Origin of the sequence: Ramlibacter montanisoli (assembly GCF_013087525.1) — a bacterium.
In the GTDB taxonomy this organism is placed as follows: domain Bacteria; phylum Pseudomonadota; class Gammaproteobacteria; order Burkholderiales; family Burkholderiaceae_C; genus Ramlibacter; species Ramlibacter montanisoli.
Genome location: NZ_JABFCS010000001.1, coordinates 1,531,466 through 1,549,097, shown reverse-complemented (window position 1 = coordinate 1,549,097; position 17,632 = coordinate 1,531,466). Strand labels below are relative to the sequence as shown.

Below are 17,632 nucleotides of genomic sequence, written 5' to 3'. Positions count from 1 at the left end.
GGCGTGTGCACGACCACGTAGCGGCGCGCGAGCCGCGCCGACAGCTCGGGGGCAGGGCTTCGGAGGGCGGCGCGACCAGCTGCGCGGGGGCGGCCGTCGCCGCATCCTGCCAGGGCGACAGCAGGCGCAGCTTCTCCTCCACCACGTGCACCTCGCCGAGGTCGCCGGTCGCCGTCACCGCGTGCTCCAGCAGGCGGCGCTTCCACCAGTTGCTGGAACCCTGCGCGGGCAGGATGCCGGCGCGGCGCCCGGCGGCCAGCGCGCCCATCAGGTGCGCGCGGTCGCTGGCTTCCGCGATGAGGGCCAGGTCGTAGCGCCGCCACAGGCGCCGTGCCAGCCGCCATGCGCCGCCGGCGCCCAGGCGCGCCGGCGTGGCGATCAGCTCGCGCACGTCGGGGTTGCCGCGCAGCATGCCCAGCGTGCCTTCGAATCCCAGGACGTCGATGGCCGCGTCCGGCCAGGTGCGGCGCGCCTGCCGCACCAGGGGCGTGGTCAGCAGGACGTCGCCGATCTGGCGCGTGACGATGACCAGCACGGAGCGCACGGGCGGCGGCATCACAGCTCCGGGCCCGCGCCTCCGCCCAGGGCATGCAGCCGCGCGTACAGGCCGCCGCGGGCCAGCAGTTCGGCGGGCGAGCCGAATTCGGCCAGGCGGCCGTGGTCCAGGACCGCGATGCGGTCCGCGTGTTCGATCGTGGAGAGCCGGTGGGCGATGATGATGCTGGTGCGGCCCGCCATCAGGCGGCGCAGCGCCTCCTGCACCAGCCGCTCCGACTCGTTGTCCAGCGCCGAGGTCGCCTCGTCGAGGATCAGCACAGGCGCGTCCTTGTACAGGGCGCGGGCGATGGCCAGTCGCTGCCGCTGGCCGCCGGACAGGGCCGTGGCGTTGTGCCCCACGCGGGTGTCCATGCCCTGGGGCAGGGCGGCGACGACGTCGGCCAGGTTGGCCGCCTCCAGGGCCCGCTGCACGCGCGCGCGGTCGATGTCCGCGCCCAGCGCCACGTTGGCCGCCAGGCTGTCGTTGAACATCACGACTTCCTGGCTCACCATGGCGAACTGGCGGCGCAGCGCCGCGAGGTCCCAGTCGCGCAGCTCGTGGCCGTCCAGGCGCACCAGGCCCGAGGTCGGCTCCACGAAGCGGGGCAGCACGTTGGCCAGCGTCGTCTTGCCCGAGCCCGAAGGCCCGACCAGGGCGATCGTCTGGCCGGGGACCACGTCCAGCGTGAAGTGTTCCAGCGCCGCAGCGCTTGCGCCGGGGTAGCGCACGCTGAGGTCCCGGAACTCGATCCGGCCCGAGGCGCGCCCCGGGTCGTGCGTGCCGCCCTGTTCGGCGGGCGTGTGCTCCACCAGGTCGAAGGAGCGTTCCAGCACCGCGAGCGAGCGCGTGATCGGGCCGGTGGCTTCCGACAGCCGCTTGACCGGCGCGATCAGCATCAGCAGCGCCGCCACGAAGGAGGCGAAGGTGCCCACCGTCATGCCGCGTTCGGTTTGCCACAGCGCGATCACGATCACGACCGACAGCGCCGCGGCCGCCAGCATGTGCATCACGGGCGTGATGGCCGCCTGCGCCACCGAGGATTTCATGGCCAGCCGGCGCAGCGCCCAGGCTCAGGGCCTCGAAGCGCTTCGCCTGGGACGGCCCGGCGCCGTGCAGACGCACCATGCGGTTGGCCAGCACGTTCTCTTCCACCGAATAGGCGATCTCGATGGTGGCGGCCTGGCTGCTCTTGGCCAGCCGGTGCAGCCGGCGCGACGCGGTGCGCATGATCCAGGCGACGGCGGGCCCGAGGAAGCCGACGATCAGGGTGAGCTGCCAGTTGATCCACAGCAGGTACACCAGCAGGCCGACCAGGGCCAGGCTGTCCTTGACCAGCCCGGTCAGGGCGTTCACCAGCACGGTGATCGCGTTCTGCACCTCGTGCACGATGCTGTTGGACAGCGAACTCGCCGATTCGGAGCGGAACATGTCCAGCCGCGCGTCCAGCAGCCGCTGGAACAGCGCGCGCCGCAGCATGAACATGCCCTCGTTGGCGATCTTGGCCAGCGCGATGTCGGCGATGAAGCCGGCGCCGCCGCGGATCGCGAACAGCAGCAGCAGCGCCGCGGGCACCAGCCAGGGATTGAAGGCGCTGGCGCCGAAGCCGCGATCGAGCAGCGGCCGCAGCAGCGCGGGCGCCGCCGGCTCCGTGCTGGCGCCGATGACGGTCGCGACCACCACCACGATCCAGTAGCGCCGGACGTGGCTGATGTAGGGGAGGAAGCGCCGGAGGCGATCGGTCAGGCTCGCCGGCGCTGCATCGGGTGCGGGCGCCGTGCCGGAGGTCGCGGACGCGTCGGGCACAATAGGCGGGGCGGACTGCATGCGAGCCCGCATTATCCAAGATTCCATGTCCTTACCCTCCGATGACTGGCGCGGCCGGCCGCCGCAGGCGAACGTGATCCGCCAGCGATGAGCGTGGGCGCCGAGACGGCAGTGCGCGGCCCTGCCATGACACCATCGATCGCGCGCCTGGCCTCCTGGCTGGGTTTGCTCCTTTGCCTGGCGCCGCTGCTGGTGCTGACCGTTCCCCGCTGGACCAACGCCGTCCTCTTCGTCGGCGTCCTGGGGTCGGCGGCGCTGCTGCTGTCCGGGAAGTTGCCGCCGCTGCGCCTGGACCGCGCGGAACGCCGGTGGGCCGCACTGGTGCTGGTGACGCTGGTGAGCCCGATCGTCGCGACGACGGTGGCCGCCGTGCTGCGCGGCGACCTCTATCCGCCGCAGTTCGAGGCGCCGGGCCGCTTCCTGCTGGCCGTCCCGGTGTTCCTGTTCGCGCTGCGCTGGCCCATGCCGGTCGGCCGCGTGCTGCGGTGGGCGCTGCCCGTGGCCTTGGTGCTGGCGCTGGCCTACCTGCACTTCATCGGCCAGGACCCGCGCTGGCCGGCGCGGCGGGTCACCACGCACGCGGTCGATCCCCTGGTGTTCTGCTACCTCACGCTGGCCTTCGGCCTGATGTGCCTGGTCTCGATCACGCCGCGCGACTGGCGGGAAGGCGACCGCTGGGGCATCGTGCTGCGGGTGGCGGCCTTCTTCCTGGGCGCCTACCTGTCGCTGCTGACCTTTTCGCGCACGGGCTGGGCGGCCGTCCCGCTGCTGGTCACGGCCTGGCTCCTGCACCACTGGGGTGGGCGAGGCAAGTGGCAGACCGCCACCGTGATCGGCCTGGCCGTGCTCGCGCCCGTGTCGGCCTACCTGCTGGTGCCGGTGATCGCGGACCGCGTGGACATCACCGTCCGCGAAGTCCTCAGCTACCCCTGGCAGGGCGTCGCGCCCGAGACCTCGGTCGGCCTGCGCATCACCTACCTGCGGATGGCCGCCGACCTGTTCGCGCAACACCCCTGGGCGGGCGTCGGCGACACGGCGCACGTCGCGCCGGCGACGCTGGCCGACTTTCCCTATGCATCGCCGTTCGCGGTGGAAAGCGGCTTCACCTCGGCCTTTCACAATCAGGTCGTGAGCAGCGCCGTGCGCAGCGGCGTGGGCGGCCTCGTGTCGGCCGCGCTGCTGATGCTGGTGCCGCTGGCGATCTGCGTGCGCGGGATCCGGCAGCAGGGCAGCCGCGAGAGCACCGACGCGGCGATGGGCGTCGCCTTCTTCACCTGCCTCCTGGTCAGCAGCCTCAGCACCGAGGTCGTGGACCTGAAGTTCATGGCGAGCTTCTACGCCGTGATGGCCGCGGTCTTCTGCGGCGCCCTCCTGAACCGCCATGGACAAGAGTAGCTACGCCATCACCTTCGCCTGCTATGGCCAGGTCGACTACACCCGCCAGTGCATAGCCAGCATGGTGCGCCACGGCACGCCGCTCGATCGCGTCGTGGTGGTGGACAACGGCTCGCCCGACGACACGCGCGACTACCTCGCCACCGTTCCTCTCGGCGGACGCATCTGGAACCGCGACAACATGGGCTGCGGCGTCGCCTGGAACCAGGGCGCGCTGGCGCTGCAGGCGGACTGGACGATCGTGATGAACAACGACGTGCTGGTCAGCCCCGGCTGGGTGGAGAACCTGATCGGCGCGGCCCAGCGCAGCGGCCTGCGGGTGATCTCGCCCTCGCTGGTGGAGGGCGAGCTGGGCTACGACTTCGAGGCCTTCGCGCCCGACGCCGGCACCCGCATGCGCGACGCGCTGCGGCACGGCTGGTGCCATGCGGTGTGCCTCGCCGTGCACCACTCGGTGTGGATGGACGTGGGCTATTTCCAGCCGATCCCCAAGCTGCTTGGGTACGAGGACACCATGTTCTTCCACGAGATGGCGAAGGCCGGCGTGGCGGGCGGCACGACGGGCGCATCGTGGCTGCACCACTACGGCTCGATCACGCAGACGGCGATGAAGCAGGAGCGCGGCCTGCGCCAGAAGGACAACCTGGGCTACCGCTACAACTACCGCCTGCTGCACAAGTCCTGGCTGCGCCGCAAGCTGGACAAGGCGAAGCTCTTGCGCCAGCAGAAGGAATGGAAGGCCGAGGAACTGGCGCGCTACGGCATGACCATGCGCGGCTACTGCCGCGGCGGTGCCATCGAGTGGGGTTGAGCGCCCGAGGGCGCTGCCTGCACCACCGGCTGCTGCATCAGCCACAGCCGCAGGTACTTGTAGTAGCTGGTCTGGGCGTTGTAGATCGCCAGCACCAGGCCCATGCGGCCGTCGCGGAAGCCCTGGCGCAGGAAATAGGTCTTCACGAAGGACCAGAAGCCGCTGGCCAGCGCGCGCGCCAGCGAGGAACGCTGGCCGTTGGTGTTGGCATCGATCGCCGCGCCGCGTGAATAGCGCGTCAACTTTTCCAGCACGTCGTCCAGGTCCCTGTAACTGAAATGGATGATGGGGGAGCGCAGGTCCGCCCGCGTTCCGTCCACCGTCATGTGCGCATGCAGGAAGTGGTCGGTGAAGCCGGCGCGCTCGCGCCGCACCAGCCGCAAGGTGTAGTCCGGGCGCCATCCGCAGTGGTCGATGAATTGGCCGCAGAAGCTCGAATACCGGGGAGGCGGTAGCCGTCGGCCACCGGGTTCTCGATCGCCGCGCGGACCTCGCGCGCCAGCTCCTCGCTCACGCGTTCGTCGGCGTCCAGGGACATCACCCAGTCCGAAGTGGCGAGGCCGATGCCGCGCTGCTGCTGCCTTCCATAGCCCGGCCAGTCCGTTACATGCACTTTCGCACCGGCCTCGCGCGCGACGGCCTCCGTGGCGTCCGTGCTGGATGAATCAAGTACGATCACTTCGTCGGCGAAGGAGACGCTGCGGACGCATTCGGCAATCTGGTGCGCTTCGTTGCGGGCGGCGATGACGACGGAGAGTGTGGGCCGGGACATCCGGTGATTTTCCATGATCCGTGCATCGCCCTTCCGCTCCCTCCGTTCCATCCCCTGTTCGCCCGACCGTCGAAAGGAGATAGGCTGCTGCCCATGACCAAAATATCGCTTGCCCGCCGCGCCTGCGCCGCGGGACTGGCCCTCGCGCCCTTCGCATCCGCGCTGGCGCAATTCCGCGTCGAAGTCACCGGCGTCGGCCTGACGCAGCTGCCGATCGCCGTGGTGCCGTTCCGCGGCGAAGGGAGGCGCCGCAGAAGATCGCCTCTATCGTGCAGGCCGACCTGGAACGCAGCGGCCAGTTCCGCGGCATCGATCCCGCGGGAGCCGGCGCGCTGGACGAGACCAGCCGGCCCGACCTGAGCCCCTGGCGCCAGAAGACCGCCGATTCGCTCGCGGTGGGCAGCGTCACGCGCCTGGCCGACGGCCGCTTCGACGTCCGCTTCCGGCTGTGGGATGTGGTGCGCGGGCAGAGCCTGGCGGCCGACGGCTTCGTGGTGGTGGCGGCCGACCTGCGGCTGGCCGCCCACCGCATCGCCGACATGATCTACGAGAAGCTCACCGGCGAGAAAGGCGTGTTCTCCACGCGCATCGCCTACGTGACCAAGGCCGGCACCCGCTTCAACCTGTGGGTGGCCGATTCGGACGGCGAGAACGCGCAGTCCGCGCTGGCCAGTGCCGAGCCGATCATCTCGCCGGCGTGGTCGGCCAACGGCCGCCAACTGGCCTACGTGTCCTTCGAATCGCGCAAGCCGGTCGTGTACGTGCACGACGTGGCCACGGGCGGCCGCCGGCTGATCGCCAACTTCCGCGGCTCCAACAGCGCGCCGGCGTGGGCACCGGACGGCCGCACGCTGGCCGTCACGCTCACGCGCGACGGCGGCTCGCAGCTCTACACGATCGCGTCCACCGGCGGCGAGCCGCGCCGCCTCACGCAATCGGGCAGCATCGACACCGAGCCCCTGTACTCGTCCGATGGCCGCAGCATCTACTTCGTCAGCGACCGGGGCGGCGCGCCGCAGATCTACCGCATGGCCTCCACCGGTGGCGAGCCGCAGCGCGTCACCTTTACAGGGACTTACAACATTTCGCCGGCGCTCAGTCCCGATGGGAAGTGGCTGGCCTACATTTCCCGCATCAGCGGTGCCTTCAAGCTGCAGGTGATGGAGTTCGCCACGGGCAATGTCCAGTCGGTCACCGACACCACGGCCGACGAGAGCCCGAGCTTTGCGCCGAACGGGCGCCTCATCATCTACGCGACCCGCCAGGGGGCGCAGAGGCACTGATGACCACCACCCTCGACGGCAAGATCAAGGCACGCCTGCCCGGCAGGGGCGGCGACATCCGCGAGCCCGACTGGGGCCCATTTCAAAGATGAATTTTCTGGAGATCCGAAGAATGAAGCATCGTCTGTTTCTGGCTGTCGCATTCGCTGCCGCGCTGGCGGGTTGCGCCAGCGGCGTGAAGCTCGACGACGTCCCGGTGGAAGACCGCACCGGCCAGTCCGGCACGCCGGGCAGCGGCCCGGGCGGCCCCGGGGGACAGAGCCAGGTGCAGCAGGTGCAGGCCGACCGCGCCACCGGCACCCAGGCCGGCCCCACCAACGTCGCCCGCGTCGTGTACTTCGACTACGACAGCTACGTGATCAAGCCCGAGTTCCAGTCCCTGCTGGAGGCGCACGCGCGCTTCCTGAAGGCCAACGGCACGCGGCACATCGTGGTCGAGGGCCACACCGACGAACGCGGCGGCCGCGAGTACAACCTCGCGCTCGGCCAGCGCCGCTCGGAAGCCGTGCGCCGCGCGCTCGAACTGCTGGGCGTGCGCGATGCGCAGGTCGAGGCGGTGAGCTTCGGCGAGGAGAAGCCCGCCACGGCCGGCGGCGACGAATCCGCCTGGTCGCGCAACCGCCGCGCGGAGATCGCCTACCGATGAAAAGCATCAAACGTTCCGCGCTCGCCGCGGCGCTGGCCGCCGCCTCGCTCTTCGCTGGCTCCGCGCAGGCGGCCCTGTTCGAGGACGACGAGGCGCGCCGCGCCATCCTGGAGCTGCGACAGCGCGTGGAGCAGCAACGCCAGGGCCTCACCGAGGAACTGCGCCGCTCCAACGAGGAGAACGCGGGCCTGCGGCGCAGCCTGCTGGAGCTGCAGAACCAGATCGAAGCGCTGCGCGCGGAGCTCGCGCGCCTGCGCGGCACCGACGAACAGCTCGCGCGCGACGTCGCCGACGTGCAGAAGCGCCAGCGCGACATCGCCCAGGGCGTGGAAGAACGCCTGCGCAAGTTCGAGCCGGTGCAGGTGAACGTGGACGGCCGCGAGTTCAGCGTCGATCCGGCGGAGCAGCGCGACTTCGAGGCGGCGCTGGCCGCCTTCCGCAAGGGCGATTTCGTGGCGGCGCAAGGCGCCTTCGCCGAGTTCCTGCGCAAGCACCCCACCAGCGGCTACCGGCCGACGGCGCTGTTCTGGCTGGGCAATGCGCAGTACGCCAACCGCGACTACCGCGGCGCCATCGCGAACTTCCGCGCGCTGCTGCAGCAGGCGCCGGACCATCCGCGCGCGCCCGAGGCCGTGCTGTCCATCGCCAACTGCCAGATCGAGCTGAAGGACAACGCCAGCGCGCGCCGCACGCTGGACGACCTGGTGAAGGCCTACCCGCAGTCGGAAGCGGCCAGCGCCGCGCGCGAGCGGCTGGCGCGCCTGCGCTGATCGCCCCCGCCGTGCGCCGCGCATGACGCACCTGGACGAGGCCGCCGACCTGCAGCGGCGCTTCGGCGGGCTGGAACGCCTGTACGGCATGGCCGGCGCCGCGGCGATCCGCGGCGCGCACGTCGCCGTCGTCGGCATCGGCGGGGTCGGCTCCTGGGCCGCGGAGGCGCTGGCGCGCAGCGGCGTCGGCGCGCTCACGCTGATCGACCTGGACCACGTCGCCGAATCCAACATCAACCGCCAGGTCCACGCGCTGGAAAGCACGATCGGGCAGGCCAAGGTGCTGGCGATGCGCGAGCGCATCGCGCAGATCCATCCCCGCTGCACGGTGCACGCCGTGGAGGAGTTCGTCGAGCCGGACAACTGGCCGATGCTGCTGCCGGCGGGCGTGGACGCCGTGATCGACGCCTGCGACCAGCTCAAGGCCAAGACGGCGATGGCGGTCTGGGCGCGCGAGCGCAAGGCGCTGTTCATTGCCTGCGGCGCCGCCGGCGGCAAGCGGCTGGCCCACCAGGTCGACATCGACGACCTCGCGCACACCACGCACGACCCGCTGCTGGCGCAACTGCGCTACCGGCTGCGCAAGTTCCACGGCGCGCCGAAGGAGGGCAAGCGCATCGGCATCGCCTGCATCTTCAGCCGGGAAGCGGTCGCGCCGCCGGACCCCTCCTGCGCCATCGAGGGCGACGGCTCCCTGAACTGCCACGGCTACGGATCGGTGGTCAGCGTCACGGCCACCTTCGGCCAGTGCGCGGCCGGCTGGGTGCTCGATCGCATCGCGTCCCGGAAAGCCGTCCAAACCACGATATAATCGCGGGCTTTGCTGCTGCGAAAGCAGGGGCAAACCGGTTGGGACGTTAGCTCAGTTGGTAGAGCAGCGGACTTTTAATCCGTTGGTCACAAGTTCGAATCTTGTACGTCCTACCAAGGCTTGAAGGGCCTGCCGCTCGCGAGGGTGGCAGGCCCTTTTCCTTTGCCTTCAGCGCTTCTTGCGCAAGACGTGGATGAACTCGTCGCCGAACTGCTCCTGCGAAACCAGTTCGTAGCCGACCACGTACTTGGAGAGCGCCTGGAACTCCGCCAGCGTCTGCTCCGAGCTGGTGACCACCCTGAGCACCTGGCCGGCCCGCATGCCCCGCAGCGCGCGGTGCGCGCGCAGCACCTGCAGCGGCGAGCTGATGCCGCGGGCGTCGAGCTCCTGCAGCTCGCCGTCCGTGAACGCCGCCGGGCCTGACGCGTCGGTCAGGACGTCCTTTTCACCGCTGCTGGGTCCGGCCATGGCCCACAGGATAGCCGAGCCGCTGCCTGCCGTACCTGAGCTTCATGGCCAGGACCGTGCAGGCCAGCACCAGGCTCACGCTGTTGGCCACCAGCATGGGCATTTCCTTCAGCAGGAAGCCGTAGGCCAGCCACACGGCGATGCCGATGGTGAAGATGGTGTACATGCGCAGGGAGATGCCGCTCACGTCCTTGGTGCGGAAGGTGCGCCACACCTGCGGCACGAGGGCGGCGGTGGTCAGCGTTCCGGCGAGGTAGCCGAGGATGTCGGAGGCTTGCATGGAGGTGCTCGTTTGTCGTCCAGCACCCATTGGAGCGCCCCGGCCGGGCAGCGCCGATAGGCGCCGCCTGCATCTGCCTGTCAGCCGCGCACTGATGCGCGCAGCTGCCGCACCGGCGAGGGCAGCTTCAGGTGGGCTTCGCGGCAGACCTGCACGCAGTCGCGGATGTGCTCTTCGCCGAGGTAGCGGATGGCGGTGTAGCCGATCAGTGCGGACAGCGCCTGGCCCGCGAAGGGCACGAACTTCGCGGCGCGCTTGACGGTGAGGCGCTTGCCGACGGCGGCGGCGGTCCTGATCACCAGCTCGCGGGTGATGAACTTGCCGATCACCAGCGAGCCCACCACGGCCGTGGCCTTCTCCACCTGCTCGCGCTTGCGCTTGGGCAGCCGCTCCAGCTGCTCGGGGTCAGGCCGAATTCGGCACTGATCGCGGGGATCAGCCTGGACAGCAGCGCGGCATCCACCAGCCAGTCGAGGCCGGGCACCGGCACCACGCCCCCGCGGCCGCACCGGCCAGCGCGCGCCGGTTCAGCAGCCTGCGCGCCCGCTGGATGGCGGCGACCAGCGCGGGGTCGCCATCGGCCAGTTGCAGCGCGGTGGCCATGCGCTCAGCCGCTGACCGCCTCGGCGGCCTCGATCTGCCCGGAGAGCTCCAGCCAGCGCTCTTCCAGCGCCGCGAGTTCCTCGGTGACACCCTTCAGCCGCCGGCCCGCCTCGGCGATTTCCGCAGGCGGCAGCATGCTGGACAGGCGCTGTTCCAGCTGCGACTTCTCCGTCTCCAGCGCGGCGATGCGGCGCTCGGCCTGTTCCAGCTCCTTCTTCAGGGGCTTCAGGCGGGTGGCCAGCTGCTGGCGCTGCAGGGCCTGCTGCTTGCGCTGCTCCTGTGGCGTGACCCGCGGTTCGCCGGGGGACGGGTTTGCCGACGCTGCCCCCGCCGTGAGCTGTTCGCGCAGCCGGCGCGCTTCCTCCAGCAGGTAGCGCTGGTAGTCGTCGAGGTCGCCGTCGAAATCGGCGATGCCGCCGCGGCCCACCAGCCAGAACTCGTCGCACACCGAACGCAGCAGCGCACGGTCGTGGCTCACCAGCATGACCGTGCCCTCGAACTCGTTGAGGGCGACCGAGAGGGCTTCGCGGGTGGCCAGGTCCAGGTGGTTGGTCGGCTCGTCCAGCAGCAGCAGGTTGGGGCGCTGCCAGACGATCATCGCCAGCACCAGGCGCGCCTTCTCGCCGCCGCTCATGGAGCCGACGGCCTGCTGCACCATGTCGCCGGAAAAGAGGAACTGGCCCAGGTAGTTGCGCAGGTCCTGCTCGCGGTCGGACTGGCCGGTGGCGGCGGCGAACTCGCGCGCCAGCCGCACCATGTGCTCCAGGGGCGTGTCCTGCGGCCGCAGCACGTCCAGCTCCTGCTGCGCGAAGTAGCCGATCGCGAGGCCCTTGCCTTCGGTGATGCGCCCGGCCAGCGGCGGCATGGTCCGGGCGATCGTCTTGACCAGCGTCGACTTGCCCTGGCCGTTGGCGCCCAGGATGCCGATGCGCTGGCCGGCGAGCACGGAGCGGTTGACGTTGCGCAGGATGACCTTGGCTTCGCTCCCTCCCCCTCCGGGGAGGGTTGGGGTGGGGGCGCGTAGCCGAAGGCCGCATCGCTGATCGCCAGCATCGGGTTCGGCAGGTTCTGCGGCTCCTTGAACTCGAAGCTGAATTCCGCATCGGCCAGCACCGGCGCGATCTTCTCCATGCGTTCCAGGGCCTTCACCCGGCTCTGCGCCTGCTTGGCCTTGGTGGCCTTGGCCTTGAAGCGGTCGATGAACTTCTGCAGGTGGGCGATCTTGTCCTGCTGGCGCGCGAAGGCGGACTGCTGCTGCTCCAGCTGCTGCGCCCGCAGCAGCTCGAAGGCGCTGTAGTTGCCGCCGTAGCGCGTGAGCTTCTGGGCGTCGATGTGCAGCGTCACGTTGGTCACGGCGTCGAGGAATTCGCGGTCGTGGCTGATGACCACCAGCGTGCCCGCGTAGCGCTGCAGCCAGCCTTCCAGCCAGACCAGGGCGTCCAGGTCCAGGTGGTTGGTGGGCTCGTCCAGCAGCAGCAGGTCGGACGGGCACATCAGCGCGCGGGCCAGCTGCAGGCGCATGCGCCAGCCGCCGGAGAAGCTGTTGACGGGGCGGTCCAGTTCCTCGGGCCGGAAGCCCAGGCCGAGGATCAGCGACTGCGCGCGCGGCACGGCGTCGTGGGCACCGGCATCGGCCAGGTCGGAGTGCGCGTGGGCGATGGCGATGCCGTCGCCGCTGGCTTCGGCCTGCGCCAGTTCGCCGCGCAGGGCGAGCAGCCGCGTGTCGCCATCCAGCACGAAGGCGGTGGCGGGCTCGTCGGTGTCGGGCATGTCCTGCGCGACCTGCGCCAGGCGCCACTGCGCGGGCAGGAAGAAATCGCCGGCGTCCTCGTGCAGGCTGCCGTTGAGGAGCGCGAACAGCGTCGACTTGCCGGCGCCGTTGCGGCCGACGAGGCCGACCTTTTCGCCGGGGTTGAGGGTGACGGAAACGCCGTCGAGGAGGACCTTGGCGCCTCGGCGCAGGGTCACGTTGCGGAGCTGGATCACGAGGGGGATTGTCGCCGCAGTGCGTCGCGCGTGAGCAGCAGCACCTGGTCCTCGCCCCCGCTGGTCTCCAGCCACACCGCTTCCAGCCGCGGGAAGGCCGCCTCGAAGTGTTCGCGCTCGTTGCCGATCTCCAGCACCAGCACGCCCTCATTCGCCATCCGTGCGGGCGCGTCGCGCAGCAGCGCGCGGATGAAGTCCATGCCGTCGCTGCCGCCGGCCAGCGCCAGTTCGGGTTCGGCCCGGTATTCGGCCGGCAGCCGCGCCATCGAACGGGCATTCACGTACGGCGGGTTGCACAGGATGAGGTCGTAGGGGCCGGGCAGGGCGGACAGTCCGTCCGACTGCAGCAGGCGGACGCGATCCTGCAGGCCGTGCTTTTCCACGTTGATCCGCGCGACGTCCAGCGCCTCGGCCGAGATGTCGGCCCCGTCCACTTCCACCTCCGGATACGCCATCGCCGCCAGCACCGCGAGGCTGCCGTTGCCGGTGCACAGGTCCAGCACATTGCGCGTGCGCTCGGAGAGCCAGGGGTCGATGCCGCCGTCGGCGAGCAGTTCGGCGATGAAGCTGCGCGGCACGATGGCGCGCTCGTCCACGTAGAAGGGCACGCCCTGCAGCCAGGCTTCGCGCGTCAGGTAGGCCGCCGGCTTGCGCGAGGTGATGCGCTCGTGCACCAGCTCGCGCACGGCCTGCTGCTGCGGCGCGGCGAGTTCGAGGTCGGCATGGTCGTCGAGTTCATCGAGCGGCAGGCCCAGCTTCCACAGCACCAGCCAGGCCGCTTCGTCGAAGGCGTTGGTCGTGCCGTGGCCATAGCCGACCCCGGCCGCCTCGAGCTCGCCGGCCAGCTGTTCCACCAGCGCAAGGAGCTTCACGACGCGTCCAGGTGCTCCAGCACGCGCCGGTAGATGTCCTTGAGCGGGTCGATGTCGGCCACGCGCACGTGCTCGTCGATCTTGTGGATCGTGGCGTTGATGGGGCCGAACTCGATCACCTGCGGGCAGATCCTGGAGATGAAGCGGCCGTCGCTGGTGCCGCCGGTGGTGGAGAGTTCGGTCTCCAGGCCGGTGACGTCGCGGATCGCCGCCTGCACCGCGCCCACCAGTTCGCCGGGAGTGGTGAGGAAGGGCTGGCCGCCCACGGTCCAGGCCATCTCGTAATCGAGCTGGTGACTGTCCAGGATGGCGTGCACGCGCTGCTGCAGCGCCTCGGCGGTGCTGACGCTGGCGAAGCGGAAGTTGAAATCGACCACCACCCGGTTCGGGATGATGTTGCCCGCGCCGGTGCCGCCATGGATGTTGCTCACCTGGAAGCTGGTGGGCGGGAAGAAGTCGTTGCCGCGGTCCCACTCGGTGGTGGCCAGCTCGTGCAGCGCCGGCAGCACCATGTGGATCGGGTTCTTGCCGAGCTGCGGGTAGGCGATGTGCGCCTGGATGCCCTTGACCGTCAGCTTGCCGGTGAGGCTGCCGCGCCGGCCGTTCTTGATCATGTCGCCCAGGCGTTCCACCGAGGTCGGTTCGCCCACGATGCAGAAGTCCAGCTTCTCGCCGCGCTCGCGCAGCTTTCTCGCAGACCACCACCGTGCCGTCCACGCTGGGGCCTTCCTCGTCGCTGGTCAGGAGGAAGGCGATGCCGATCTTCGGCTGCGGCCGCGCGGCGAGGAACTCCTCCACCGCCACCGTGAAGGCCGCGATCGAGGTCTTCATGTCGGCCGCGCCGCGGCCATACAGGTTGCCGCCGCGGTGGCTGGGCACGAAGGGATCGCTGGTCCACTGTTCCAGCGGCCCGGTGGGCACGACGTCGGTGTGGCCGGCGAAGACCAGCGTGCGCTGGCCGGTGCCGGGCCGCTTGGCCCACAGGTTGGTGACGCGGAAGTCCGTCGGCCCGCTGGCGATGGTCTCGCAGCTGAAGCCCTGGGCCTGCAGGCGCTGGGCGATGAAGGTCTGGCAGTGCCCGTCCTCGGGCGTGACGGAACGCTGGGCAATCAGTTGCTCAGCCAGGTGGAGCGTCTTGGACATTGGACGATAGTCTACGCTGGGGTTCGCTGCGCTCACCACCAGCCTACGGGTGCAGTTCTCCGCGCAGCGGCACGTGGAGCGCGCGGAATAACATGCAGCGCGCTCCCTCCTGTGAAGAGGATCCGGCTTTGCCGGGCCTCTTCACACTGATCAGGCCACTCTGAAAAGTCGCTTGCGACTTTTCAGAGTGAACCAATTTAGTGTTTCACGTCGAGCGTGATTTCGGTGAAGGAGGGCTCGTCGTCCAGGTCGATGTCGGTATCGCCCTCGTTGGCCAGGGCGCGCTGCGCGTCGTGCTGGCTGTTCTGCAGGCGCCACTGCAGGTTGGTCGGCGAGTCGGCGTAGGCCAGGCCTTCCTTCTTGTCGACGATGCCGTCGATGATGAGGCGGGCGATGTCCTGCTCGAAGGTCTGCGAGCCCTCGGCCATGGATTTCTCCATGGCTTCCTTCACGCCCGAGAAGTCGCCCTTCTCGATCAGCTCGGACACCAGCTTGGTGTTGAGCATCACCTCCACCGCCGGTGCGCGGCTGCCGGAAACCGTGCGCAGCAGGCGCTGCGACACCACGGCCTTGAGCGCGGCGGCCAGGTCGCCCAGCATCGTCGGCCGCACTTCCACCGGGTAGAATGACAGCACGCGGTTGAGCGCCTGGTAGCTGTTGTTCGCGTGCATGGTCGCCAGGCACAGGTGGCCCGACTGGGCATACGCGATGGCCGCGGACATGGTCTCGCGGTCGCGGATTTCGCCGATCAGGATCACGTCGGGCGCCTGCCGCAGCGCGTTCTTCAGCGCGGTCTGCAGCGACTGCGTGTCGCTGCCCACCTCGCGCTGGTTCACCACGCTCTTCTTGTTGCGGAAGATGAATTCGACCGGGTCCTCGATGGTGAGGATGTGGCCGGTCATCGTCTCGTTGCGCTGGTCCATCATGGCGGCCAGCGTCGTGCTCTTGCCGGCGCCGGTGGCGCCCACCATCAGCAGCAGGCCGCGCTTTTCCATGATCAGGTCGCCCAGGATCATGGGCACCTGCAGCGTGGACAGCGCCGGGATGTCGCTGGCGATGTAGCGGATCACCGCCGCGATGCTGCCGCGCTGGCGCATGGCGGAGAAGCGGAAGTTGCCCGCGCCCTCCACGGCGTAGGCCATGTTCAGCTCGCCGGTGGCGTCCAGTTCCTCCATGCGGTGGGCCGGCAGCACCTCGGCCAGCAGGGCGCGCGTGGCGTCCGAGGGCAGCAGCTGGTTGTTGATCGGCAGCGTCTGGCCGTTGATCTTGATCATCGCCGGCGCGTTGGCCGACAGATAGACGTCCGACGCCTTCTTGTCCGCCATCAGGCGCAGGATCCGCTCCATCGTCCCCATAGCCATAGCTACTTCTCCCTCGAGTCCCGAATCAATCCCGCAGCAGCTCGTTGATGCTGGTCTTCTCGCGGGTGGCCGCCGTGACCTGCTTGACGATCACCGCGCAGTACAGGCTGTGGCTGCCGTCCTTGGCCGGCAGCGAACCGCTGACCACCACCGAGCCCGCGGGCACGCGCCCGTAGCTGATCTCGCCGGTCATGCGGTTGTAGATCTTGGTGCTCTGGCTGATGAACACGCCCATGGAGATCACCGAGTTCTCCTCGACGATCACGCCTTCCACCACTTCGGAGCGGGCGCCGACGAAGCAGTTGTCCTCGATGATGGTCGGGTTGGCCTGCAGCGGCTCCAGCACGCCGCCGATGCCCACGCCGCCCGACAGGTGCACGTTCTTGCCGATCTGCGCGCAGGAGCCGACGGTCGCCCAGGTGTCCACCATCGTGCCCTGGTCGACGTAGGCGCCGATGTTCACGTAGCTGGGCATCAGGATGGCGCCCTTGGCGACGAAGCTGCCGCGGCGCGCGACGGCCGGCGGCACCACGCGCACGCCGGTGGCCGCCAGTTCCTGCGAGGACAGGTGCGAGAACTTGGTGGGGACCTTGTCGTAGAAGGTCAGCGCGCCGGCCTGCATGACCGCGTTGTCGTTCAGGCGGAAGGACAGCAGCACCGCCTTCTTGATCCACTGGTGCACGGTCCACTGGCCCACGCCCTGGCGGGTGGCCACGCGCAGCTTGCCGGCGTCGAGTTCCGCCAGCACGTGTTCCACGGCGTCGCGCACTTCCTTCGGTGCGGCGGAGGGCGAGAGGCTGGCGCGGTCTTCCCACGCGGTGTCGATGATCTTCTGGAGCTGCTGGGTCATGGATTGCTTTGCTGGTCTTGTACGAACTGCACGATGCGCCGGGCAGCTTCGAGGCACTCGGCGGTGTCCGCCACGAGCGCCATCCGGATGCGGCCGGCGCCGGGATTGCCGCCCGCGGCTTCGCGGGCCAGGTAACTGCCCGGCAGCACCGTCACATTGTATTGAGCCAGCAGGTCGCGGGCGAATGCGGTGTCGCTTCCACGCACGCCGGCCCAGAGGTAGAAACCCGCGTCCGGCAGCCGCACGTCCAGCACCTTCTCCAGCAGCGGCGTGACCTCGGCGAACTTGCGCCGATACAGGTCGCGGTTGTCGACCACGTGCGCCTCGTCCTTCCAGGCGGCCACGCTGGCGGCCTGCACGATCGGGCTCATCGCGCTGCCGTGGTAGGTGCGATAGAGCAGAAACTGCTTGAGCAGCCGGGCGTCGCCCGCGACGAAGCCGCTGCGCATGCCCGGCACGTTGCTGCGCTTGGACAGGCTGGTGAAGGCCACCAGGCCGCGGAAGTCGCCGCGACCGAGCTTCGCGGCCGCTTCCAGGCCGCCCAGGGGCGGCTCCTCGCGGAAGTAGATCTCGCTGTAGCACTCGTCCGAGGCGATCACGAAGCCGTGCCTGTCCTGCAGCGCGAACAGCTTCTTCCACTCTTCCAGCGGCATCACCGCGCCCGTGGGATTGCCCGGCGAGCAGACGTACAGCAGCTGGGTCTTCGCCCAGGTCGCTTCCGGCACGCTGTCCCAGTCCACCGCGAAATTGCGCGCCGGGTCGCTGGGCGCGTAGTAGGGCTCGGCGCCCGCGAGCAGGGCCGCGCCCTCGTAGATCTGGTAGAAGGGATTGGGACAGACCACCACGGCCGGCCGGTCGGGGTCGACCACGGTCTGCGCGAACGCGAACAGCGCCTCGCGCGAGCCGTTGACCGGCAGCACCTGCGTGGCTGCATCGAGCGCCAGCCCGTAGCGGCGCTGCAGCCAGGCGGTGCAGGCCTCGCGCAGCTGCGCGGTGCCCGCGGTGGGCGGGTAGCCGGAGAGGTCGCTGCCGGGCACCTCCAGCGCCGCCGCCAGCGCCTGCTTGATGAAGGCCGGCGTGGGATGCTTGGGCTCGCCGATGCCCAGGCTGATGGCGCGGTGGGAGGGGTTGGGCGTGACGTCCGCGAACAGTTGCCGCAGGCGCTCGAAGGGGTAGGGCTGCAGCCGGGACAGCAGGGGATTCATCCCCGGATTATCCC

At 69.8% G+C, this 17,632-nt stretch carries 15 protein-coding genes, 1 tRNA gene and 4 pseudogenes; 7 read left to right on the top strand and 13 right to left on the bottom strand.

What is annotated here, in order from left to right; translation table 11 throughout:
• Nucleotides 1–555: 555 nt before the first annotated feature.
• Nucleotides 556–2,362 (bottom strand): annotated as a pseudogene (gene msbA, locus HK415_RS07855) (lipid A export permease/ATP-binding protein MsbA).
• 87 nt (nucleotides 2,363–2,449) lie between these two features.
• Here msbA and HK415_RS07850 point away from each other — a divergent pair.
• Together HK415_RS07850 and HK415_RS07845 are read left to right on the top strand one after the other, a co-directional pair.
• Entirely contained in the window at nucleotides 2,450–3,757 is a 1,308-nt protein-coding gene (locus tag HK415_RS07850) for an O-antigen ligase family protein (protein ID WP_171557912.1), read from the top strand.
• The gene (locus HK415_RS07845; protein ID WP_171557910.1) at nucleotides 3,744–4,568 is read left to right on the top strand and encodes a glycosyltransferase family 2 protein; all 825 of its coding nucleotides are present in this window, start codon (nucleotides 3,744–3,746) and stop codon (nucleotides 4,566–4,568) included. Before HK415_RS07850 ends, HK415_RS07845 begins: the two co-directional genes overlap by 14 nt.
• Here the strand turns inward: HK415_RS07845 and HK415_RS24735 are convergent.
• Complete coding sequence (locus HK415_RS24735; protein WP_253261808.1) at nucleotides 4,535–4,894, bottom strand: glycosyltransferase family protein; 360 nt, start codon at nucleotides 4,892–4,894, stop codon at nucleotides 4,535–4,537. The genes HK415_RS07845 and HK415_RS24735 overlap by 34 nt on opposite strands.
• Nucleotides 4,891–5,391 (bottom strand): glycosyltransferase family 2 protein, encoded by a 501-nt coding sequence (locus HK415_RS24730; RefSeq protein ID WP_253261807.1) that lies wholly within the window; start codon nucleotides 5,389–5,391, stop codon nucleotides 4,891–4,893. Before HK415_RS24730 ends, HK415_RS24735 begins: the two co-directional genes overlap by 4 nt.
• A gap of 42 nt (nucleotides 5,392–5,433) precedes the next feature.
• Here HK415_RS24730 and tolB point away from each other — a divergent pair.
• The 5 genes and pseudogenes from tolB (at nucleotide 5,434) to HK415_RS07815 (ending at nucleotide 8,966) form a co-directional block, all read left to right on the top strand.
• Nucleotides 5,434–6,715 (top strand): annotated as a pseudogene (tolB, locus tag HK415_RS07835) (Tol-Pal system beta propeller repeat protein TolB).
• A gap of 20 nt (nucleotides 6,716–6,735) precedes the next feature.
• The gene (gene pal / locus HK415_RS07830; protein ID WP_171557907.1) at nucleotides 6,736–7,269 is read left to right on the top strand and encodes a peptidoglycan-associated lipoprotein Pal; all 534 of its coding nucleotides are present in this window, start codon (nucleotides 6,736–6,738) and stop codon (nucleotides 7,267–7,269) included.
• Nucleotides 7,266–8,039 (top strand): tol-pal system protein YbgF, encoded by a 774-nt coding sequence (gene ybgF, locus HK415_RS07825; protein ID WP_171557905.1) that lies wholly within the window; start codon nucleotides 7,266–7,268, stop codon nucleotides 8,037–8,039. Before pal ends, ybgF begins: the two co-directional genes overlap by 4 nt.
• 22 nt (nucleotides 8,040–8,061) lie before the next feature.
• Nucleotides 8,062–8,850, top strand: coding sequence for a tRNA threonylcarbamoyladenosine dehydratase (locus HK415_RS07820; protein ID WP_171557903.1), 789 nt, complete (start codon nucleotides 8,062–8,064; stop codon nucleotides 8,848–8,850).
• 40 nt (nucleotides 8,851–8,890) lie between these two features.
• A tRNA-Lys gene (locus HK415_RS07815) sits at nucleotides 8,891–8,966 on the top strand.
• 52 nt (nucleotides 8,967–9,018) lie between these two features.
• On the opposite strand, the gene HK415_RS07810 is transcribed toward HK415_RS07815, so the two are convergent.
• The 10 genes and pseudogenes from HK415_RS07810 to dapC form a co-directional block, all read right to left on the bottom strand.
• Nucleotides 9,019–9,318 (bottom strand): sulfurtransferase TusA family protein, encoded by a 300-nt coding sequence (locus tag HK415_RS07810; protein ID WP_171557901.1) that lies wholly within the window; start codon nucleotides 9,316–9,318, stop codon nucleotides 9,019–9,021.
• Nucleotides 9,296–9,598, bottom strand: coding sequence for a SemiSWEET transporter (locus tag HK415_RS07805; protein WP_171557899.1), 303 nt, complete (start codon nucleotides 9,596–9,598; stop codon nucleotides 9,296–9,298). Before HK415_RS07805 ends, HK415_RS07810 begins: the two co-directional genes overlap by 23 nt.
• An 80-nt stretch (nucleotides 9,599–9,678) precedes the next feature.
• Nucleotides 9,679–9,960 (bottom strand): hypothetical protein, encoded by a 282-nt coding sequence (locus HK415_RS26235; RefSeq protein WP_309246620.1) that lies wholly within the window; start codon nucleotides 9,958–9,960, stop codon nucleotides 9,679–9,681.
• 73 nt (nucleotides 9,961–10,033) lie between these two features.
• A complete protein-coding gene (locus HK415_RS26230; RefSeq protein ID WP_309246619.1) occupies nucleotides 10,034–10,201 on the bottom strand; it encodes a hypothetical protein in 168 nt (55 codons plus the stop codon).
• A 4-nt stretch (nucleotides 10,202–10,205) separates the two neighbouring features.
• A pseudogene (locus tag HK415_RS07795) lies at nucleotides 10,206–12,187 on the bottom strand (ABC-F family ATP-binding cassette domain-containing protein).
• Nucleotides 12,184–13,059 (bottom strand): 50S ribosomal protein L3 N(5)-glutamine methyltransferase, encoded by an 876-nt coding sequence (gene prmB / locus HK415_RS24725; protein WP_309246618.1) that lies wholly within the window; start codon nucleotides 13,057–13,059, stop codon nucleotides 12,184–12,186. Before prmB ends, HK415_RS07795 begins: the two are co-directional and overlap by 4 nt.
• A pseudogene (dapE, locus tag HK415_RS24720) lies at nucleotides 13,056–14,202 on the bottom strand (succinyl-diaminopimelate desuccinylase). The gene prmB and the pseudogene dapE overlap by 4 nt, the downstream one beginning before the upstream one ends.
• 197 nt (nucleotides 14,203–14,399) lie before the next feature.
• Nucleotides 14,400–15,557 (bottom strand): PilT/PilU family type 4a pilus ATPase, encoded by a 1,158-nt coding sequence (locus HK415_RS07780; protein ID WP_171563239.1) that lies wholly within the window; start codon nucleotides 15,555–15,557, stop codon nucleotides 14,400–14,402.
• A 31-nt stretch (nucleotides 15,558–15,588) separates the two neighbouring features.
• Nucleotides 15,589–16,413, bottom strand: a complete 825-nt coding sequence (gene dapD, locus HK415_RS07775) for a 2,3,4,5-tetrahydropyridine-2,6-dicarboxylate N-succinyltransferase (RefSeq protein WP_171557897.1) — start codon at nucleotides 16,411–16,413, stop codon at nucleotides 15,589–15,591.
• Complete coding sequence (gene dapC / locus HK415_RS07770) at nucleotides 16,410–17,618, bottom strand: succinyldiaminopimelate transaminase (RefSeq protein ID WP_171557894.1); 1,209 nt, start codon at nucleotides 17,616–17,618, stop codon at nucleotides 16,410–16,412. The genes dapD and dapC overlap by 4 nt, the downstream gene beginning before the upstream one ends.
• Nucleotides 17,619–17,632: the final 14 nt, after the last annotated feature.